This is a genomic window from Salinicoccus albus DSM 19776, from assembly GCF_000385175.1.
In the GTDB taxonomy this organism is placed as follows: Bacteria; Bacillota; Bacilli; order Staphylococcales; family Salinicoccaceae; genus Salinicoccus; species Salinicoccus albus.
The window spans coordinates 193,269-211,514 of sequence record NZ_ARQJ01000033.1 but is presented as its reverse complement, the minus strand read 5'-3'; the positions used below and the strand labels follow the sequence as shown (position 1 = coordinate 211,514).

Annotated in this window: 18 protein-coding genes; all 18 read left to right on the top strand. The window is 45.6% G+C overall.

Going from position 1 to position 18,246, the window contains the following annotated elements; all coding sequences use genetic code 11:
- Positions 1-60: 60 nt before the first annotated feature.
- Positions 61-912: a ribosome biogenesis GTPase YlqF gene (gene ylqF, locus G343_RS0113360; RefSeq protein WP_026366407.1), complete on the top strand. Its 852-nt coding sequence runs from the start codon at positions 61-63 to the stop codon at positions 910-912.
- The gene (locus G343_RS0113355) at positions 912-1,691 is read left to right on the top strand and encodes a ribonuclease HII (protein ID WP_020008664.1); all 780 of its coding nucleotides are present in this window, start codon (positions 912-914) and stop codon (positions 1,689-1,691) included. The genes ylqF and G343_RS0113355 overlap by 1 nt, the downstream gene beginning before the upstream one ends.
- Before the next feature lie 67 nt (positions 1,692-1,758).
- Positions 1,759-2,928 (top strand): ADP-forming succinate--CoA ligase subunit beta, encoded by a 1,170-nt coding sequence (sucC, locus tag G343_RS0113350; RefSeq protein ID WP_020008663.1) that lies wholly within the window; start codon positions 1,759-1,761, stop codon positions 2,926-2,928.
- A 17-nt stretch (positions 2,929-2,945) separates the two neighbouring features.
- On the top strand, positions 2,946-3,854 hold the full coding sequence (sucD, locus tag G343_RS0113345) for a succinate--CoA ligase subunit alpha (protein WP_020008662.1): 909 nt from the start codon (positions 2,946-2,948) through the stop codon (positions 3,852-3,854).
- A 159-nt stretch (positions 3,855-4,013) separates the two neighbouring features.
- Positions 4,014-4,814 carry a DNA-processing protein DprA gene (gene dprA, locus G343_RS0113340; RefSeq protein ID WP_020008661.1) on the top strand — a complete coding sequence of 267 codons (801 nt, stop codon included), beginning with the start codon at positions 4,014-4,016 and terminating at the stop codon, positions 4,812-4,814.
- 106 nt (positions 4,815-4,920) lie between these two features.
- Complete coding sequence (gene topA / locus G343_RS0113330) at positions 4,921-6,987, top strand: type I DNA topoisomerase (protein ID WP_020008659.1); 2,067 nt, start codon at positions 4,921-4,923, stop codon at positions 6,985-6,987.
- Between the two features lie 215 nt (positions 6,988-7,202).
- Positions 7,203-8,084 carry a site-specific tyrosine recombinase/integron integrase gene (gene xerA, locus G343_RS0113325; RefSeq protein ID WP_033426629.1) on the top strand — a complete coding sequence of 294 codons (882 nt, stop codon included), beginning with the start codon at positions 7,203-7,205 and terminating at the stop codon, positions 8,082-8,084.
- A gap of 4 nt (positions 8,085-8,088) precedes the next feature.
- Entirely contained in the window at positions 8,089-8,628 is a 540-nt protein-coding gene (gene hslV / locus G343_RS0113320; protein WP_020008657.1) for an ATP-dependent protease subunit HslV, read from the top strand.
- Positions 8,629-8,641: 13 nt separating this feature from the next.
- Positions 8,642-10,009, top strand: coding sequence for an ATP-dependent protease ATPase subunit HslU (gene hslU, locus G343_RS0113315; RefSeq protein ID WP_020008656.1), 1,368 nt, complete (start codon positions 8,642-8,644; stop codon positions 10,007-10,009).
- 19 nt (positions 10,010-10,028) lie between these two features.
- The gene (codY, locus tag G343_RS0113310) at positions 10,029-10,799 is read left to right on the top strand and encodes a GTP-sensing pleiotropic transcriptional regulator CodY (protein WP_020008655.1); all 771 of its coding nucleotides are present in this window, start codon (positions 10,029-10,031) and stop codon (positions 10,797-10,799) included.
- Positions 10,800-10,947: 148 nt separating this feature from the next.
- Positions 10,948-11,751 (top strand): 30S ribosomal protein S2, encoded by an 804-nt coding sequence (gene rpsB, locus G343_RS0113305; protein WP_020008654.1) that lies wholly within the window; start codon positions 10,948-10,950, stop codon positions 11,749-11,751.
- 132 nt (positions 11,752-11,883) lie between these two features.
- Positions 11,884-12,762: a translation elongation factor Ts gene (gene tsf / locus G343_RS0113300; protein ID WP_020008653.1), complete on the top strand. Its 879-nt coding sequence runs from the start codon at positions 11,884-11,886 to the stop codon at positions 12,760-12,762.
- 68 nt (positions 12,763-12,830) lie between these two features.
- On the top strand, positions 12,831-13,571 hold the full coding sequence (gene pyrH / locus G343_RS0113295) for a UMP kinase (protein WP_020008652.1): 741 nt from the start codon (positions 12,831-12,833) through the stop codon (positions 13,569-13,571).
- Entirely contained in the window at positions 13,568-14,125 is a 558-nt protein-coding gene (gene frr, locus G343_RS0113290; RefSeq protein WP_020008651.1) for a ribosome recycling factor, read from the top strand. The genes pyrH and frr overlap by 4 nt, the downstream gene beginning before the upstream one ends.
- A gap of 134 nt (positions 14,126-14,259) precedes the next feature.
- On the top strand, positions 14,260-15,012 hold the full coding sequence (locus G343_RS0113285) for an undecaprenyl pyrophosphate synthase (RefSeq protein WP_020008650.1): 753 nt from the start codon (positions 14,260-14,262) through the stop codon (positions 15,010-15,012).
- Position 15,013: 1 nt separating this feature from the next.
- A complete protein-coding gene (locus G343_RS0113280) occupies positions 15,014-15,802 on the top strand; it encodes a phosphatidate cytidylyltransferase (protein ID WP_020008649.1) in 789 nt (262 codons plus the stop codon).
- A gap of 23 nt (positions 15,803-15,825) precedes the next feature.
- Positions 15,826-16,950 (top strand): 1-deoxy-D-xylulose-5-phosphate reductoisomerase, encoded by a 1,125-nt coding sequence (locus G343_RS0113275; RefSeq protein WP_020008648.1) that lies wholly within the window; start codon positions 15,826-15,828, stop codon positions 16,948-16,950.
- A 4-nt stretch (positions 16,951-16,954) separates the two neighbouring features.
- Positions 16,955-18,238: an RIP metalloprotease RseP gene (rseP, locus tag G343_RS0113270; RefSeq protein ID WP_020008647.1), complete on the top strand. Its 1,284-nt coding sequence runs from the start codon at positions 16,955-16,957 to the stop codon at positions 18,236-18,238.
- Positions 18,239-18,246 lie beyond the last annotated feature (8 nt).

Genomic DNA, 18,246 nt, shown 5'->3' with positions numbered 1-18,246 from the left:
GGTGTCTGTATTATATAATATGAGAGAGAATTTATGAAATATAAGGAACGGGTGGATTGTATGAATATAAATTGGTTTCCGGGTCATATGGCCAAAGCCAGACGGGAAATAGAAGAGATTCTAAAGAAAATTGATGTGGTGATCGAAATCGTGGACGCCCGGATTCCGGTATCCAGCCATAATCCGATGATGGATGAAGTGACCTCGGAAAAGCCCAAGGTTATCGTTTTAAACAAAAGGGATATGGCGGATGAGGACGAGACGAATAAATGGCTCAGCAAATTCAGATCGGAAGGACTGCATCCTGTGGCAGTCAACGGTCGTGATGAGCAGATCATACGCAAAATTGAACCGCTTGCCGTTGAAGCGACGGAGGCTATGTTCCGCAAAATGGAAGAGAAAGGAATCAACCGGCGCGCCATACGGGCGCTGATCATTGGCATTCCGAACGTCGGTAAATCGACAGTCATCAATAATATCGCAAAAAGGAAAATCGCTGATACAGCGAATAAACCGGGTGTGACGAAGCGCCAGCAATGGATTAAAGCAGGATCGAGGCTGGAGCTGATGGATACACCGGGAATTCTCTGGCCGAAATTTGAAGGGGAGGAGACGGGGAGAAAACTCTCCCTGACCGGTGCGATCAAAGATGATGTGGTGCCGCTGGATGAAGTAGCTATTTACGGAATGAACTTTGTGCTGAGACATGATCCGGAGGCGTTCAATAAATTTTATAGTATCCATGTGAATGCAGCATCGGATATTGTTGAGATTTATGAAGCGATTGGCAGAGTGCGCGGACTCAAAGCCGGCGGCAATGAAATCAATTATGAAGCGGTGACCAGCCGCATCATTTATGACATCAGGAATGCCAAAATCGGCAGATATACATTTGACCGGGTGGGGGAATGATGAAAACAGTAACTGAGATCAAAGCGGAGATAGCCGGGATAAAGTCCCTCACACAACTGGAGAGCTGTGAATTTATAAATGACACCAGAAAAGGAGTCATCCTTGCGCTTAAAAAACAGAGGCGCCTCATTGAAAAAGAGCAGCTGCTTATTGAAAAATATGAAAAAATGAGTACTTACGAAAATAATCTCCGATCGAATCACCCGCATATCGCAGGGGTGGATGAAGCCGGGCGGGGGCCGATTGCCGGTGAAGTGGTTGCTGCGGCAGTGGTCCTGCCGGAAGGCTTCAGACTGATCGGCCTTGATGATTCGAAAAAATTGTCGTCTGAAAAACGCATGTCGTTCAGGAAAATCATCATGCAGGAGGCGGATTACGCCGTCGGTGTTGCGAGTGTCATTGAAATCGAAAATTTGAACATTTATGAAGCTTCAAGACTTGCGATGGGGCGGGCTGTCCAAGGTTTGCAGCACCCCCCGCATCATCTGCTGGTGGATGCAATGACCGTAGGCGGTGATATTCCGGAGACGTCAATCATTAAAGGCGATTCAAACTCAGTGTCGATTGCGGCAGCGAGCGTGATTGCAAAAACCGAAAGAGATCTGATGATGGAGGCTTATGACCAGGTTTATCCAGGGTACAATTTCAAAACACATAAAGGTTATGGTACAAAGTCGCATTTGAAATCTCTGGATCAGTTAGGTACATCACCAATTCATAGGAAAACCTTTGAACCGGTCAAAAAATATATTGACAGTCAAAGAATTCAGCTTCATTAGTTTACTTTAAACGCGCGTTTTTCTATAATTGAGAGGTAAGCTTTAATAAAGTCTTAGGAGGATGAACATGAATATCCATGAGTATCAAGGAAAAGAAATCTTTCGCTCCATGGGCGTAGCCGTGCCCAACGGCACCGTTGCATATACACCGGAAGAAGCAGTGGATGCTGCTAAAACACTGGAATCAGATGTATATGTCGTAAAAGCCCAGATCCATGCGGGCGGACGCGGTAAAGCCGGCGGTGTAAAAATCGCTAAATCCATTGATGAGGTCAGGGAGTACGCCAAGGAATTACTTGGTGAAGTGCTTGTTACCCATCAAACAGGTCCGGAGGGCAAGGAAGTGAAACGCCTGCTCATCGAAGAGGGCTGCGATATCCAGAATGAGTTCTATGTAGGCTTTGTCGTTGATCGTCTGACCGACCGCGTTGTACTGATGGGCTCTGAAGAGGGCGGTACAGAAATCGAAGAAGTGGCGGCAGAAACACCTGAGAAGATCTTCAGGGAAACGATAGACCCTGTCCTTGGATTAATGCCTTATCAGGCGAAAAGACTTGCTTTTAACATGAACATCCCTAAGGAGTCTGTTAACAAAGCGGCTAAATTGATGCTTTCACTGTACAATGTATTCATTGAAAAAGATTGTTCAGTGGTAGAGATCAATCCGCTCGTCACGACCGGTGACGGTGACGCACTTGCACTGGATGCGAAAGTGAACTTTGATGACAATGCACTTTTCAGAAACAAGGATATCTTGGAAATGCGTGACATTGATGAAGAAGATCCAAAGGAGATCGAAGCATCCAAATATGATCTGTCCTACGTTGCACTTGACGGCAACATCGGTTGTATGGTCAACGGTGCCGGTCTGGCGATGGCGACGATGGACACCATCCACCATTTCGGCGGCGAACCTGCGAACTTCCTCGATGTAGGAGGCGGCGCAACAACGGAAAAGGTTACCGAAGCATTCAAAATCATCCTTGGCGATGAAGGTGTCCAAGGTATCCTGGTCAATATATTCGGCGGCATCATGAGATGTGATGTCATTGCTGAAGGTGTTGTTGAAGCTGTCAAGAATATTGGATTGGATATACCGCTTGTTGTACGTTTAGAAGGTACAAATGTCGATGATGGTAAAGCGATCCTTAACGAATCCGACTTCGACATCATCCCTGCAAACACTATGGCGGAAGGCGCGCAGAAAATCATTGAAGCGGTCAACCAAAATAACTAAAAACGGAGGAATCTATTGTGGGTGTATTTATTGATAAAAATACAAAAGTATTGGTACAAGGTATTACCGGTTCTACAGCACTGTTCCATACGAAACAGATGCTCGATTACGGTACACAAATCGTTGCCGGTGTAACACCTGGCAAAGGCGGCCAGGAAGTTGAGGGCGTGCCTGTCTTCAACACGGTTGAAGAAGCGAAGGCAGAGACAGGTGCAACAGTATCGGTCGTTTATGTCCCCGCCCCATTTGCCGCGGATTCTATCATAGAAAGCGCGGATGCCGAACTGGATATGGCGATCTGTATCACTGAACATATTCCTGTGATCGATATGGTGAAAGTCAAGCGTTACCTGGAAGACAAGAAGACACGCCTTGTAGGGCCAAACTGCCCGGGTGTCATTACTGCTGACGAATGTAAGATCGGAATTATGCCGGGATATATTCATAAGAAAGGTCATGTTGGCGTTGTCAGCCGTTCCGGCACGCTGACTTATGAAGCTGTGCATCAGCTGACGCAGGCCGGCATTGGTCAGACGACTGCTGTCGGCATCGGGGGCGACCCTGTAAACGGCACTGACTTCATCGATGCGCTGAATGCTTTCAATGATGATCCTGAAACTGAAGCGGTGGTAATGATCGGTGAAATCGGCGGTACTGCCGAAGAAGAAGCTGCCGAATGGGTTAAAGAAAACATGGATAAGCCGGTCGTCGGTTTCATCGGCGGGGTGACAGCACCGCCCGGAAAACGCATGGGTCATGCCGGTGCAATCATCTCCGGCGGTAAAGGTACTGCTGAAGAGAAGATCAAAACGATGAATGAATGCGGCATTGAAACAGCGGATACGCCATCAGAAATCGGTCAGACCCTGATTGACCGTATCCAAAAAGAAGATGGTTTATATGAAAAATGCTTAACTGTAAAGTAAATGTCATATAGTGCATGGATAAAGCATGAAAGAGGAGAATCCCTTAAGGATTTCTCCTCTTTTTTACTTTTTCTGGAAACAAAATTATTACATTATTAATCTAAGATTTCTGTAATTTCCTCTATAATAATAGATGACTATTTAAGAGGAGGGAAATTGATGGATTACTTGTGTATGAGTTATGCGAACATTACACCGCACGAATTTTCGTATTTAGCAGGCAAAACCCGCAAGCCGGATGGGAGTGACCTGCATCAAAAATTATCCCATGCAGGGCGGCTGGACCAAAGGTTGTTAATGGATGACCTTGACAAAAGGGGTGTCAGTTACATAACAATAGAAGATAAGGGCTATCCGGTGATGCTCAAAGAAATTTATGATCCCCCGTATATTTTATATTACCGAGGCGACATCAGTATTCTTGATGCCCCGGTACTGGGCGTTGTCGGCAGCCGTAAAGCGACCAGCTATACCAGGCATGCACTATTGAATATCCTCCCTGCTTTAAACAAAAAAATTGCAATCGTTTCAGGACTCGCTTATGGTGCAGATGAAATGGCTCATCATATCGCCATAGATTCAGGACTGAAAACAATCGGTGTACTTGCATTCGGCTTTGATATCCATTATCCGAAAACGACGGAAAAATTAAGGATGGTAATGGAAAAGGAGCATCTGGTAATCAGCGAATATCCACCCCGCACGCCAATAGACAAGTGGCGGTTCGTTGCAAGGAACCGCATAATATCAGGGTTCAGTAAAGGCGTCGTTGTGACAGAAGCCGAAGAGAAAAGCGGCAGTCTGATCACTCTGGACATGGCATTGAATGAAAACAGGATCGCTTATTGTGTACCCGGCAACATTACATCCTCCATATCAAAAGGAACAAACTTAAGATTACAGGAAGGTGCGAAACCTGTGCTCTCGGCAGAAGATATTATGGAAGATTTTTACGTATGATTTCATATACAGATAAAATGATTAAAACTTTTATAGTTGACAAACAATTTTACTTCACTGTATTATTTGGATTTGAAAATACAAGTTGAAAAAGGAGGCGGTCGAAATGGCAGATAATTTGGTTATTGTGGAATCACCAGCCAAAGCCAAAACCATCGAGAAATATCTGGGCAAACGCTATAAAGTCGTTGCTTCGATGGGTCATGTTCGTGATTTGCCTCGCAGTCAAACGGGAATAGATACAGAAAATAATTATAAGCCGAAATACATCACCATCCGCGGCAAAGGGCCACTGCTTAAAGATTTAAAAAAAGAGGCCAAAAAAGCAAAGAAAATATTCCTGGCAAGTGACCCTGACCGCGAAGGTGAAGCAATCGCCTGGCATTTAAGTCACGCACTGGGCGAAGATAATGATTATTACAGAGTCGTATTCAATGAAATTACCAAAGATGCGGTGAAGGAAAGCTTCAAGCATCCGAGCGGGATTAATCAGGAACTGGTGGATGCCCAGCAGGCAAGGCGTATACTTGACCGCCTTGTAGGCTATAACATATCACCGGTACTCTGGAAAAAAGTAAAAAAAGGGTTGTCTGCGGGCAGAGTACAATCTGTGGCACTCAGACTGATCATCGATCGTGAAAATGAAATCCGCAACTTTAAACCGGAAGAATACTGGACGATAACTGGTAAATTTAAACATGGCAGAAGCAGTTTTGAAGGTAAATTCAACAGGCTGGCAAATGACAAAATCAAGCTTCAAACCAAAGATGATGTGGATAAAGTGCTCAGACAGCTTGACGGAGATACATTCAATGTGGATAAAGTCGAGAAAAAAGAGAAGAAAAAATATCCTGCAGCCCCGTTTACGACAAGTTCCCTGCAACAGGAATCTGCGAGAAAACTGAACTTTAAAGCACGTAAAACCATGATGGTCGCACAGCAATTATATGAAGGAATTGACATTAAAAAAGAAGGAACTGTCGGTCTGATCACATATATGAGGACTGATTCAACGAGAATTTCACCGGTGGCCCAAAATGAAGCGACAGACTTCATAGTCAATGAATACGGAAAAGAATATGCCGGCGGGGGAAAGACCGGCAAACAATCTGAATCCGCGCAGGATGCTCACGAAGCTGTGCGCCCGACATCGGCCGGCCGCTCTCCTGCGAACATGAAACAATATCTTACCCGTGACCAGTACAGGCTGTACAAACTGATCTGGGAGCGTTTTATCGCTGCTCATATGGCACCGGCGATACTGGATACGGTTAAAATGGATATGTCCAACAACGGCGTAATATTCAGAAGTACCGGCCAGACAATCAAATTCAAAGGCTTCATGCGCATATATATCGAAAGCCAGGATGACGCGGAAGAGGATTTAAACAACCGTCTCCCGGACATCAAAGAAGGGGAGCAGGTCCGATCGGAACAAATAGACCCCAAACAGCACTTCACTCAGCCGCCGCCAAGGTTCACTGAAGCGAGACTCGTCAAAACACTTGAGGAACTCGGCATCGGCCGGCCGTCAACCTATGCGCCGACGATTGACACCATACAAAAGAGAAACTATGTAAAAATGGATCAGAAGCGTTTTATGCCGACTGAAATCGGGGAAATCGTCAATGAATCCATGACCGAGTATTTCCCGGATATCATAGATGTCGATTTTACAAGATCGATGGAAAAAAGTCTGGATAACATCGCGGATGGTGAGGCTTCATGGGTCAAAGTCATAGACGATTTCTATAAAAATTTCAGCCCTCAGGTGGCAAGAGCGGATGAGGAGATGGAGAAGATAGAGATCAAGGATGAACCGGTCGGTGAAGACTGCGAAAGATGTGGTTCGCCGATGGTCTACAAGATGGGACGCTATGGTAAATTTATGGCATGCTCCAACTTTCCTGAGTGCCGCAATACAAAGGCTATAGTGAAGAAGATCGGGGTCACATGTCCGAAGTGCGGTGAAGGGGACGTAGTGGAGAGAAAATCCAAGAAGAACAGACTCTTCTACGGCTGTGACAGATATCCGGAATGTGATTTTGTCTCATGGGATCGGCCAATCGGCAGAAATTGTCCCAAGTGTGAAAATTATCTTGTTGAAACTAAAAAAGGGAAAAACGCCAAAGTCAAATGTACAAACTGTGATTATGAGGAGAAAGCGGAATAAGTTGCGTTGCCCATATTGAAAATATGGGTATTTTTTCGCGACAATAAATTGTTATAAAAATATTCGTATTATTTTGTGCAATTTATCATCAAATGGTTTACAATATCTAATTGGACACAAAAAGCATGAATGTATATGATCAGTAACGTTCACACGTATCAGTTGAATGATTTTTTAAAATTGTGATAAGATTCTGATAAAGGGGGTGGAGATGTATCCAATACCTTAAAAAATTTCTGGATACACTGTCTTTCCAGAGAAATCTGTCAGAACATACGGTGTCAAGCTATGAAAAAGACATTCTGGAGTTTGGCAGATTCCTGGAAGTGGAGAGACTGACTATAGACGATTTCAAATATATGGATGCCAGAAATTATCTCAACTTCTTATATCAGAAGGGGCTGAAAAAGCCGACGGTTTCCAGGAAAATTTCTGCTTTAAGGAGTTTCTATAATTTCCTGCTGGATGGCAAAGCAGTAGATAATAATCCATTTGTCAATCTCCCCAGCCCCAAGCAGGAAAAGCCGCTGCCCGGTTTTTTGTATGAAAACGAAATCAATACGCTGTTTGACAGCCTGGACAAGGACTCAAAGATGTATGAACGGGACCTTGCCATACTTGAACTGTTCTACGCGACCGGTATCAGGGCATCAGAGCTGCTGACGCTCAAAACGTCGAATATCGATTTTACCGGTCAGTTGATAAAAGTTGCGGGTAAAGGCGGTAAAGAACGCGTCCTTCCCTTTGGTGAGCCGGCAAAAGAGGCATTGGAGGCCTATATTGATGCCAACAGGGAAGCGATAGAGCATGCGGGATCACTCTGGATCAATCATCGCAGAGGGCCTCTTACCGGGAGAGGCCTTAGATATGTCATCAATATGATGGTCAAACGGAGTGCGAGCAGCCTTCATGTGCATCCCCATAAGATCAGACACAGTTTTGCCACGCATCTGTTGAACAATGGGGCAGATCTGCGTGCGGTGCAGGATCTGCTCGGACATGAATCGCTGTCGACAACCCAGCGGTATACGCATATTTCCAAGGAACAATTGAGAAAGACCTATTTAACACATCATCCGGCAAATAATAAGAGGTGAAAGAATGGCGTTTGAAGGTACAACAATATTTGCAGTCAGGCACAGGGAGAAAATGGCGATGGCCGGAGACGGTCAGGTGACACTCGGCAATCAGGTCGTGATGAAGCATACAGCCAGAAAGGTGAGACGGCTGTTTGATGATAAGGTTGTTGCCGGTTTTGCCGGCAGTGTTGCCGATGCTTTTACGCTGTTTGAAAAATTTGAGGCCAACCTGCATGCCTATAATGGCAACCTGTCCCGGGCTGCAGTTGAACTCGCCAAAGAATGGCGCGGGGATAAGATCCTCCGACAGCTTGAAGCAATGCTGATTGTCATGGACAAGGAGTCGATGCTTCTTGTGAGCGGAACAGGTGAAGTGATCGAACCTGACGACGGTATACTTGCAATCGGGAGCGGGGGCAATTATGCTCTAAGCGCAGGGCGTGCCATGGTAAAACACGGAGACGGTCTCGGGGCGGAAGCGATTGCCCGGGACAGCTTGAACATTGCCAGTGAAATCTGCGTATTTACCAACGACAATATTATAGTTGAAACGATTGATTAAAGGAGCGTTTGAAGTGAAGCAAAACCTTTCTCCGAGAGAAATCACTGCAAGACTCGATGAAGATATCATCGGTCAGACGGATGCAAAACGCAAAGTGGCGATTGCGATGAGAAACCGCTATAGAAGGATGAAACTGGATGATGATTTGAAGGAAGAAGTTATCCCGAAAAATATACTGATGATCGGACCGACAGGTGTGGGAAAAACAGAAATAGCGCGGCGGATGGCCAAGCTTACTGGTGCACCATTCACTAAGGTTGAAGCAACGAAGTTCACCGAAGTCGGCTATGTCGGACGCGATGTTGAGAGCATGGTCAGGGATCTTGTGGAGGCAAGCGTGCGCATAGTGAAGGAAAAACAGATGGCACTCGTTGAGGATGATGCGGTGAAACTGGCTGATGAACGGCTCGTCGGTCTGCTGGCTCCAGGGGAAAAGCGGACCAAACAGGCCAGCAATCCGTTCGAGATGTTTATGAACCAGCAGGGGGATAATGAATATGAGGAAGTTACGGATGAAGTGCGTTCCAAAAGGATGAACCTGCGCGAGAAACTTTCGGCCGGTATGCTTGAAGACGAGAAAGTCACCATTGAAGTGGAGCAGAGCCAGAATCCAACGGGCATGATGCCGGGGATGGATGAAGGCGCTATGCAGGATATGTTCAAACAGCTGATGCCAAAGCAGAAGCATAAACGTACACTGTCGGTAAGGCAGGCCCGGGGGCATCTGCAGCGTGAAGAAGCTGAAAAGATCATTGATACTGATACAGTGAACAGTGATGCAATCGATCTTGCTGAAACAATGGGCATCATCTTCATCGATGAGATGGATAAAGTGACCAAAGGCGGACAGAATTCAGGCGATGTATCCAGAGAGGGCGTCCAGCGGGATATACTCCCAATCGTAGAAGGGAGTACCATTCAGACTAAATACGGCCCGATAGATACTAATCATATTCTTTTTATCGGCGCAGGCGCTTTTCATGTTTCCAAGCCAAGTGACCTGATTCCGGAACTCCAGGGCAGATTTCCGATCCGGGTTGAACTGGATAAACTGAAAGCAGAGGATTTTGAAAACATTTTAAGGGAACCAAAAAGCTCACTCCTGAAACAGTATGAAGCACTTCTCAAAACCGAAGGTGTAACAATATCCTTCACAGATGAAGCTGTCAGCGAGCTTGCCCATATCGCTTTTCAGGTCAACACCGATACAGATGATATCGGTGCCAGAAGGCTCCATACCATACTGGAAACACTGCTTGAAGAACTTCTGTATGAAGCCAGCGGCATGGAAGGCGCCCAGGTAGAAATCACCAGACAATATGTTGTTTCAAAACTGGACAAAATCAAATCAGATAAAAACTTAAGCGCATTTATCTTATAACTCACAAAGGAGAACAAAAATGACAAGCCTATTACAAAAGACAAGAGAGATTAACTCACTGATTCAAGGACAAAGAGGTATTAAAGTAGATTTTAAAGAAGTTTCCGAGATCGTCAGCAGAGTGCTGGAATGTAATGTGTTCATCGTTTCACGGAAAGGCAAGCTGCTCGGATTCGGGGTCAATCAGGAAATTGAGAACCCGCGCATCAGGGAAATGATTGAAAACAGGCGTTTCCCGGACGAGTACGTCAACAGAATCATGAAGCTTGATGAGACACAGGAAAGCATAGGATTTGATAATAATATGACAGTCTTCCCGACAGAAGATTCTTTCCAGGACTCAGATACATGTGTCCTGCCGATTCACGGTGGCGGAGAACGTCTGGGAACATTGGTGCTCGGACGGGTCAGCGTTCCTTTCAACGAAGACGACCTGGTGCTGGCTGAGTATGCAGGTACAGTTGTGGGCATGGAAGTATTGCGTGAAAAGCAGGAGGAAATCGAGAAAAAAGCGCGTGATAAAGCAAGCATTGCGATGGCAATCCGTTCATTGTCCTATTCAGAACGCGAAGCAATCGAACATATTTTTGAAGAGCTCGACGCGGATGAAGGTCTGCTTGTGGCTTCAAAAGTGGCGGATCGTGTCGGAATTACCCGTTCTGTTATTGTCAACGCGCTGCGTAAACTTGAAAGTGCAGGTGTCATCGAATCACGTTCGCTGGGAATGAAGGGCACGTTCATTAAAGTTAAGAAAGAGGATTTCCTGCCTGAACTCAGAAAAGAAGGCTAAAAGATATTTGATTCGAAGACTCCGATATGTTATATTTTATGATGGCTGAAACAGAGCTAATACGCACAGTATTACCGACTGGCAACTGGTGCCTGATGGTCGTTGCCATAGTGATGCTGGAGGCAAAAAACCGAAGGAGGAAATATTCATGGCAGTTATTACAATGAAACAACTTCTCGAGGCCGGTGTACATTTTGGACATCAGACTCGCCGTTGGAACCCTAAGATGAAAAGGTACATTTTCACTGAAAGAAACGGTATCTATATCATCGATCTGCAAAAGACAGTTAAAAAGGTGGCAGAGGCTTATGACTTTGTCAAAAGCATCTCTGAAGAAGGCGGAAAAGTCCTTTTCGTCGGTACTAAAAAACAGGCGCAGGATTCTATCAGGGAAGAAGCAGAAAGAGCCGGTCACCTCTACGTGAACCAAAGATGGCTCGGCGGTATCCTGACGAATTATAAGACGATTTCCAAACGAATCAAGCGTATCTCTGAAATTGAAAAGATGGAAGCGGATGGCACTTTTGATGTACTTCCTAAGAAGGAAGTGACTGAACTCCGCAAGGAATATGAACGTCTAAACAAATTCCTTGGCGGTATCCGCGAAATGAAAGAAATGCCGAAAGCACTCTTTATCGTGGATCCGAGGAAAGAACGCAACGCAATCAACGAAGCGAAAAAATTAAACATTCCAATCGTAGCAATGGTTGATACGAACTGCGATCCGGATGAAATTGATTATGTCATCCCGGCAAATGACGATGCGATCCGTGCGGTGCGGTTGATGACAAGCAAAATGGCAGATGCAGTTCTTGAAGGTCAGAAGGGTGTTTCTGATGAAGAAATTGCAGAAGAACAAAACATTGACCTGACTGAAAAGGAAGCTGAAGGCATTGAAGAGTCAGCAGAAGATGCCGAAACAATTGAAACTGCTGAAGCAGAAGAGAGATAATCTTGAAATATCGGTGATAAGTGACTATTCTTATCACCTTTTTTTACAAGATTAGGAAAATACAGCCTTTCTTATCTTGCATAAGTTTTCTAAAAAAATTCCATTTAAAATAATTGCTCAGGAGGATGAACAATGGCTATTTCCGCAAAATTGGTTAAAGAATTACGTGAAAAAACCGGTGCAGGTATGATGGACTGCAAAAAAGCACTGAGTGAAACAGACGGAGATCTTGATAAAGCACTGGATTATCTTCGGGAAAAAGGAATTTCAAAAGCTGCTAAAAAGGCAGATCGTGTAGCTGCTGAAGGTCTGGTCGGAGTCAAATCTGAAGGCAATGCTGCAGCAATTGTCGAGATAAACTCTGAAACTGACTTCGTTGCGCGCAATGAGAGTTTCCAGGCGCTGGTGGATGATATTGCGTCTCATATTCTTCAAATCCGGCCGGCTGACTTAGACGAGTTGAATGAATCTGAATTGAACGGCAGAAAAGTTCAGGATGTCGTCACTGAGGCAGTTTCAAAGATCGGAGAAAAATTGACGCTGAGAAGGTTTGCAGTTGCTGAAAAAGGCGAGGGCGACGCTTTCGGAGAATATCTCCATATGGGCGGACGTATTGGTGTCCTCACAGTTGTTGAAGGAACAACGGATAAAGATGTCGCTAAGGATGTAGCAATGCATGCAGCTGCACTCAATCCTAAATATGTCTCCAAAGATCAGGTGTCTTCTGAAGAACTTGAATATGAAAGGGAAGTACTAAAACAGCAGGCAATCAATGAAGGCAAGCCGGAAAAAATCGTCGATAAAATGGTTGAAGGCAGAATGCGCAAATATCTTGAAGAAATTTGCATTGTTGATCAGCCGTTCGTCAAAGATTCAGAACAGACGGTGGAAGAGTTCCTGAAATCCAAAGGCGGAATTCTCAAAGACTTCACCCGTTTTGAAGTCGGAGAAGGTATAGAGAAAAAAGAAGAGAATTTTGCTGACGAGGTACTCGATCAGGTAAATAGATAAAAAAGACACTCCGGTGTCTTTTTTTCTAAACAGTTTGCTGAGAATAAATGATAAGGATGGAGACATATATGCCTGAAACTTCCAGATACAATCGTATTGTACTTAAATTGAGCGGTGAAGCTCTGGCAGGGGAAGATGGTTATGGCATTAACCCTGTAGTGATTAAAAATATTGCCAATCAGATCGTGGAGGCAAAGACCCTTGGTGCTGAAATTGCAGTGATCGTCGGCGGCGGAAACATTTGGAGAGGCCGGATCGGCAGCGACCTCGGTATGGATCGCGGTACTGCCGATTACATGGGAATGCTGGCAACCGTGATGAATTCACTGGCGCTGCAGGACAGCCTGGAACAGTTCGGGTGTGAAACGAGAGTGCTGACATCCATTGAGATGAAGCAGGTTGCCGAGCCATATATCCGGAGACGGGCAATCAGGCATCTTGAAAAAGAGCGCATTGTCATATTTGCAGGCGGTATAGGGAATCCGTATTTCTCCACCGATACGACTGCAGCGCTGCGGGCAGCAGAGGTGGAAGCCGATGTTATCCTGATGGGTAAAAATAATGTTGACGGTGTTTATTCTGCAGATCCTAAAGTTGACAGCGGTGCCTTCAAGTACGATACGCTGACCTATATGGAAATGCTCCAGGAAAACCTCCAGGTAATGGATGCCACGGCTTCATCCTTTTGTATGGACAATGATATACCGCTTGTGGTATTTTCGATTACAGAAGATGGTAATATCAAACGTGCCGTCTCAGGTGAAACAATCGGCACGGTTATTAAAAGTAATGGGAGAGAAATAATATGAGTGATTCAGTATTAAAAGATACCAAAGCCAAGATGCAGAACGCCCTTGAGAATCTGCAACGGGAACTTGCATCGATCCGCACAGGCCAGGCCAATGCGAGTCTCCTTGACCGGGTCACCGTGGATTATTACGGCGCGCCTGCGCCCGTCAACCAGCTGGCTTCAATATCCGTACCGGAAGCACGCATGCTCACGGTAACGCCGTATGATAAAAGTTCTGTAGACGATGTATTAAAAGCGATACAAATGGCAGACTTAGGTATCAACCCGACATCTGACGGGACAATGATCCGTATTACCGTGCCGCAGCTGACAGAAGAACGCCGTAAGGAATATGTAAAAGATGCACGCAAAGAAGGCGAGAATGCCAAAGTTGCGGTGCGCAACATCAGACGTGAGTCAAACGATGAGCTGAAATCCCTGGAGAAAGACAGTGAGCTATCCGAAGATGAACTTAAACGTGCGACAGATCAAGTTCAAAAGCTCACTGATGAGCACATCTCAAAGATCGACGCTGCATGTGACGACAAAGAAAAGGACATCATGGAAGTTTAGTCCAATCTATCCTTTACAGGCGGGATTTCCCTGCCTGTTTTTTTGTGGCTCCTTTACTGTGATAGAATAAAGTGATTGAGGACGTCTGCCTATCAATGTATACTAATGAATATAAATGCTTCAGGAGGATTATCATGTTTGGATGGAGAAAGCAGAAAAGGGCGGATAAGGAACGGGCGCTGCCTGAACATATCGCCATTATAATGGATGGCAACGGCAGATATGCAAAAGAGAGAAACAGACCCAGGATAAACGGTCATTATGAAGGTATGCAGAATGTAAAGAAAATTACCCGCCATGCTTCAGATATCGGGATAAAGTATCTGACACTTTATGCTTTTTCTACAGAAAACTGGTCCCGTCCCCAAAATGAAATCAGCTACCTGATGAAATTGCCGGGAGATTTTCTGAGTACTTTCCTGCCGGAGCTCATAGAAAAGAATGTCAGGGTACTGACAATCGGCAGCCCGGAAGAGCTGCCTGATTACACTGTGAAAACAGTTTCCGAAGCAGTAGAAAAGACGCAGGATAACACCGGGCTGAATCTGGTATTCGCGCTAAATTACGGCGGCCGGGATGAGCTCGTCCAGGCAATCAGGTCCATGTCTGCAGATGCAGTGGCAGGGGCGATTGACCCTGAGGACATTAGTCAGGGAACAATAGATCAATATTTGATGACACGTAATATACCAGAGCCGGAAATGATGATACGGACAAGCGGCGAATACCGTTTGAGCAACTTCCTTCTCTGGCAGTCATCATACAGTGAATTGTTTTTCACTGATACATTTTGGCCGGAATTTGCAACTGAAGAACTCGATCTGATGATTTCACAATATCAAAAACGTTCAAGAAGGTTCGGGGGAATCGACGAAGAGGAGGTATGACATGAAGACAAGGACAATTACTGCCATAGTTGCAATATTGCTGTTCATTCCAATAATAATCACTGGCTCCTGGCCGATGCTCATATTGGTTTATCTTCTTGCTTATACCGCATTGTACGAAATTCTGAAAATGAATCGCATCCATATTCTGTCTATCCCCGGTATGCTGTCGATGGTTGCATTATTCATCGTGATGATGCCCCAGGAAAGTTACGTTCCCCGCATATCAGGCCTGCAGGGTGATCTTATAATAGTCATGGCACTGGTCATGTTGAGCTTTACAGTAATTAGTAAAAACCGTTTTTCGTTCGTGGATATGGGATTCTGCGTCCTGGCGGTGGCTTATGTTGGTATTGGATTTATGTATTTTTATGAAACCCGCGATGCAGGACTCATATACATACTCTACGGTCTTCTGATCGTCTGGGTGACGGATACGGGCGCATATTTTGCCGGCCGCGGCTTCGGCAGCAAAAAGCTGTGGCCGCAAATCAGCCCGAACAAAACAATTGAAGGGTTCATCGGGGGTATACTGAGCAGTCTGCTTCTGGCTGTCCTGTTCTATACTGCCGGCTGGATCCAGAGTTCACCCTTCCCTCTGTTCATCCTATTCACCATCATTCTGAGCGTGTTCGGTCAGCTCGGCGATCTTGTGGAATCTGGATTAAAACGCCATTTCGACGTCAAGGACTCCGGCAGGCTGCTGCCAGGTCACGGGGGGATACTCGACCGCTTTGACAGCTTTATATTCGTCCTTCCCCTGATGAATATATTACCGCTAATAAACTAATCAGATAGTTAAGGTGAAGATAAATGAAAAAGATATCAGTACTTGGTGCGACAGGTTCAATTGGTTTCCAGGCGCTCGAAGTCATCAGCAGTCAGCCGGAAAGTTTTTCACTTGAAAGTATTTCAGCAGGCAGAAACATTCAAAGGCTCCAAGAAATCATCGCTTTACACAGACCGAAAATGGTCAGCGTAATGCTTGAAGCTGACAGGAAGAACCTCTCACAAAAATACCCGGATATTGACTTTCTTTCCGGTGCCGAAGGCCTGGCTGCAGTTGCTGAAGATAACTCTGATATGCTGCTCACAGCAATCATGGGAAGCGTTGGCCTCGAACCGACATTGAAAGCGATCGATGAAGGTAAGGATATTGCGCTGGCCAATAAGGAGACACTGGTCGCTGCAGGTGAAATCGTGATGACAAAAGCCAGGGAAAAAGGAGTGTCAATCATCCCTGTTGACAGTGAACATTCAGCGGTTTTCCAATGCCTCAGAGGGGAGCGGCCAGCAGAAGTCAAACGCATTATTTTAACAGCCAGCGGCGGTTCATTCCGGGATCTCTCCAGAAAAGAACTCACGGAAGTAACGCTTGATGATGCGCTTGATCATCCGAACTGGGCGATGGGGCAGAAAATAACAATCGATTCTGCCACAATGATGAATAAAGGACTCGAAGTTATTGAGGCGAAATGGCTGTTTGACACTGCTCCGGATCAGATAGACACAATCCTTCACAGGGAAAGCACCATACATTCCATGGTAGAATTTGTGGATAACAGTTTTATGGCACAGATGGGGGCAGCGGATATGAAGCACTGCATACAGTTTGCGTTCAGCTATCCGGACAGGCTGCCGGCCAGTCACCCGATGGATCTGAATGCACTCAGCCAGCTCAACTTCGAGCCGATGGATCTGGCACGGTTCAGGATGCTGCAGTATGCTTATGATGCTCTGGATGCCGGCGGTACGATGCCGGCTGTACTGAATGCAGCCAACGAATATGCAGTGGGACAATTTTTAAATGGTGCAATTTCTTTTACAGATATTGAAAAGATAGTAGAATTACGTATGAATGATCACACTCCGGTCAAGCATCCGGATCTCGAATCCATTCTGTATTACGATCGGCTTTATAAGTCCGATATGAGGTGATTAAATGGTTGGAATTTTAGCGTTTATAGTCGTCTTCGGCGTGCTCGTGACGGCACACGAATGGGGGCATATGGTCGTGGCCAAAAGAGCGGGCATCATGTGCCCCGAGTTCGCAATCGGAATGGGTCCGAAGCTGTTTTCCTATAAATATAATGACACACTTTATACAATCAGACTGGTGCCTGTCGGCGGCTATGTCCGCATGGCTTCGGAAGATATGGAAATCAACCCGTTGAATTCCGGGATGCGCATCCAGCTCAAGGTCAATGATAAAGATGAAATCACCCATGTAATCCTTGACGACAAGCACAACTTCACCCAGGTGGAGGAAGTTGAAGTCGTCGATTCGGATATCAGTAAAAACATGTATGTGAAAGCGACTAGACTTCATGATAATGAAGTTGTCCGGTATCACATTGCACGTGAAGCCTATTATGTTCAGAATTCACAGCTTGAAAGAATTGCGCCCCGCGACGCAAGGTTCGAATCGAAATCGGTGCCGGCGAGATTTTTAACAATGTTCGCCGGGCCGCTGATGAACTTTGTGCTTGCCTTCGTACTGTTTACAGTATTGTTTTACATCAACGGTAAACCTGTTGAAGAGCCTGTCGTCGGAACGGTAGCCGAAGATACACCTGCTGAAGAGGCAGGCCTCGCTGAAGGGGACAGGCTCCAGACGATCAATGGGACTGAAGTCGATTCTTGGGATCATATGTCCCAGCTCATACAGAATGAAGGTGAATCTGAACTGGCCATTGATGTGGTCAACGATGGTGAAGAAAGAACCGTGGAAATGACGCCGGTGATCGAGGAGACTGAGCTCCCTGACGGGGAGGTTTCTGAACGTCTGATCATTGGCATCGGTGCAGCGATGGAAACCGGTACGTTCGCCCCGCTTGTGTGGGGTGTGCAGGAGACCTATGAAATGGGGACATTGATATTCGAGCTTGTCGTGCAGATGATACTGAGTATTTTCGAAGGCACATTTTCATTTGATATGCTGAATGGTCCAGTAGGCATATATCAGGTGACTGAAGAAGTCGCTTCACAAGGGCTGCTTGTACTCATGAATTTTACTGCCATTCTCAGTGTTAACCTTGGGATTATGAACCTTCTGCCCATCCCTGCCCTGGATGGTGGCAGAATACTGTTCATCCTTTATGAAGGTATATTCAGAAAACCATTGAACAAACAGGTGGAAATCAACATCCAGCTTGTGGGCGTTTTATTCCTGCTGGTCGTGATGGTGCTTGTGACATGGAATGACATAAAGACATTTTTCCTTTAGGAGTGAAG

Coding starts and splice junctions, on each gene's coding strand:
- ylqF (WP_026366407.1), top strand. CDS start 61: ATGAATATAAATTGGTTTCCGGGTCATATGGCCAAAGCCAGACGGGAA.
- G343_RS0113355 (WP_020008664.1), top strand. CDS start 912: ATGAAAACAGTAACTGAGATCAAAGCGGAGATAGCCGGGATAAAGTCC.
- sucC (WP_020008663.1), top strand. CDS start 1,759: ATGAATATCCATGAGTATCAAGGAAAAGAAATCTTTCGCTCCATGGGC.
- dprA (WP_020008661.1), top strand. CDS start 4,014: ATGGATTACTTGTGTATGAGTTATGCGAACATTACACCGCACGAATTT.
- topA (WP_020008659.1), top strand. CDS start 4,921: ATGGCAGATAATTTGGTTATTGTGGAATCACCAGCCAAAGCCAAAACC.
- hslV (WP_020008657.1), top strand. CDS start 8,089: ATGGCGTTTGAAGGTACAACAATATTTGCAGTCAGGCACAGGGAGAAA.
- codY (WP_020008655.1), top strand. CDS start 10,029: ATGACAAGCCTATTACAAAAGACAAGAGAGATTAACTCACTGATTCAA.
- rpsB (WP_020008654.1), top strand. CDS start 10,948: ATGGCAGTTATTACAATGAAACAACTTCTCGAGGCCGGTGTACATTTT.
- tsf (WP_020008653.1), top strand. CDS start 11,884: ATGGCTATTTCCGCAAAATTGGTTAAAGAATTACGTGAAAAAACCGGT.
- pyrH (WP_020008652.1), top strand. CDS start 12,831: ATGCCTGAAACTTCCAGATACAATCGTATTGTACTTAAATTGAGCGGT.
- frr (WP_020008651.1), top strand. CDS start 13,568: ATGAGTGATTCAGTATTAAAAGATACCAAAGCCAAGATGCAGAACGCC.
- G343_RS0113285 (WP_020008650.1), top strand. CDS start 14,260: ATGTTTGGATGGAGAAAGCAGAAAAGGGCGGATAAGGAACGGGCGCTG.
- G343_RS0113280 (WP_020008649.1), top strand. CDS start 15,014: ATGAAGACAAGGACAATTACTGCCATAGTTGCAATATTGCTGTTCATT.
- G343_RS0113275 (WP_020008648.1), top strand. CDS start 15,826: ATGAAAAAGATATCAGTACTTGGTGCGACAGGTTCAATTGGTTTCCAG.
- rseP (WP_020008647.1), top strand. CDS start 16,955: ATGGTTGGAATTTTAGCGTTTATAGTCGTCTTCGGCGTGCTCGTGACG.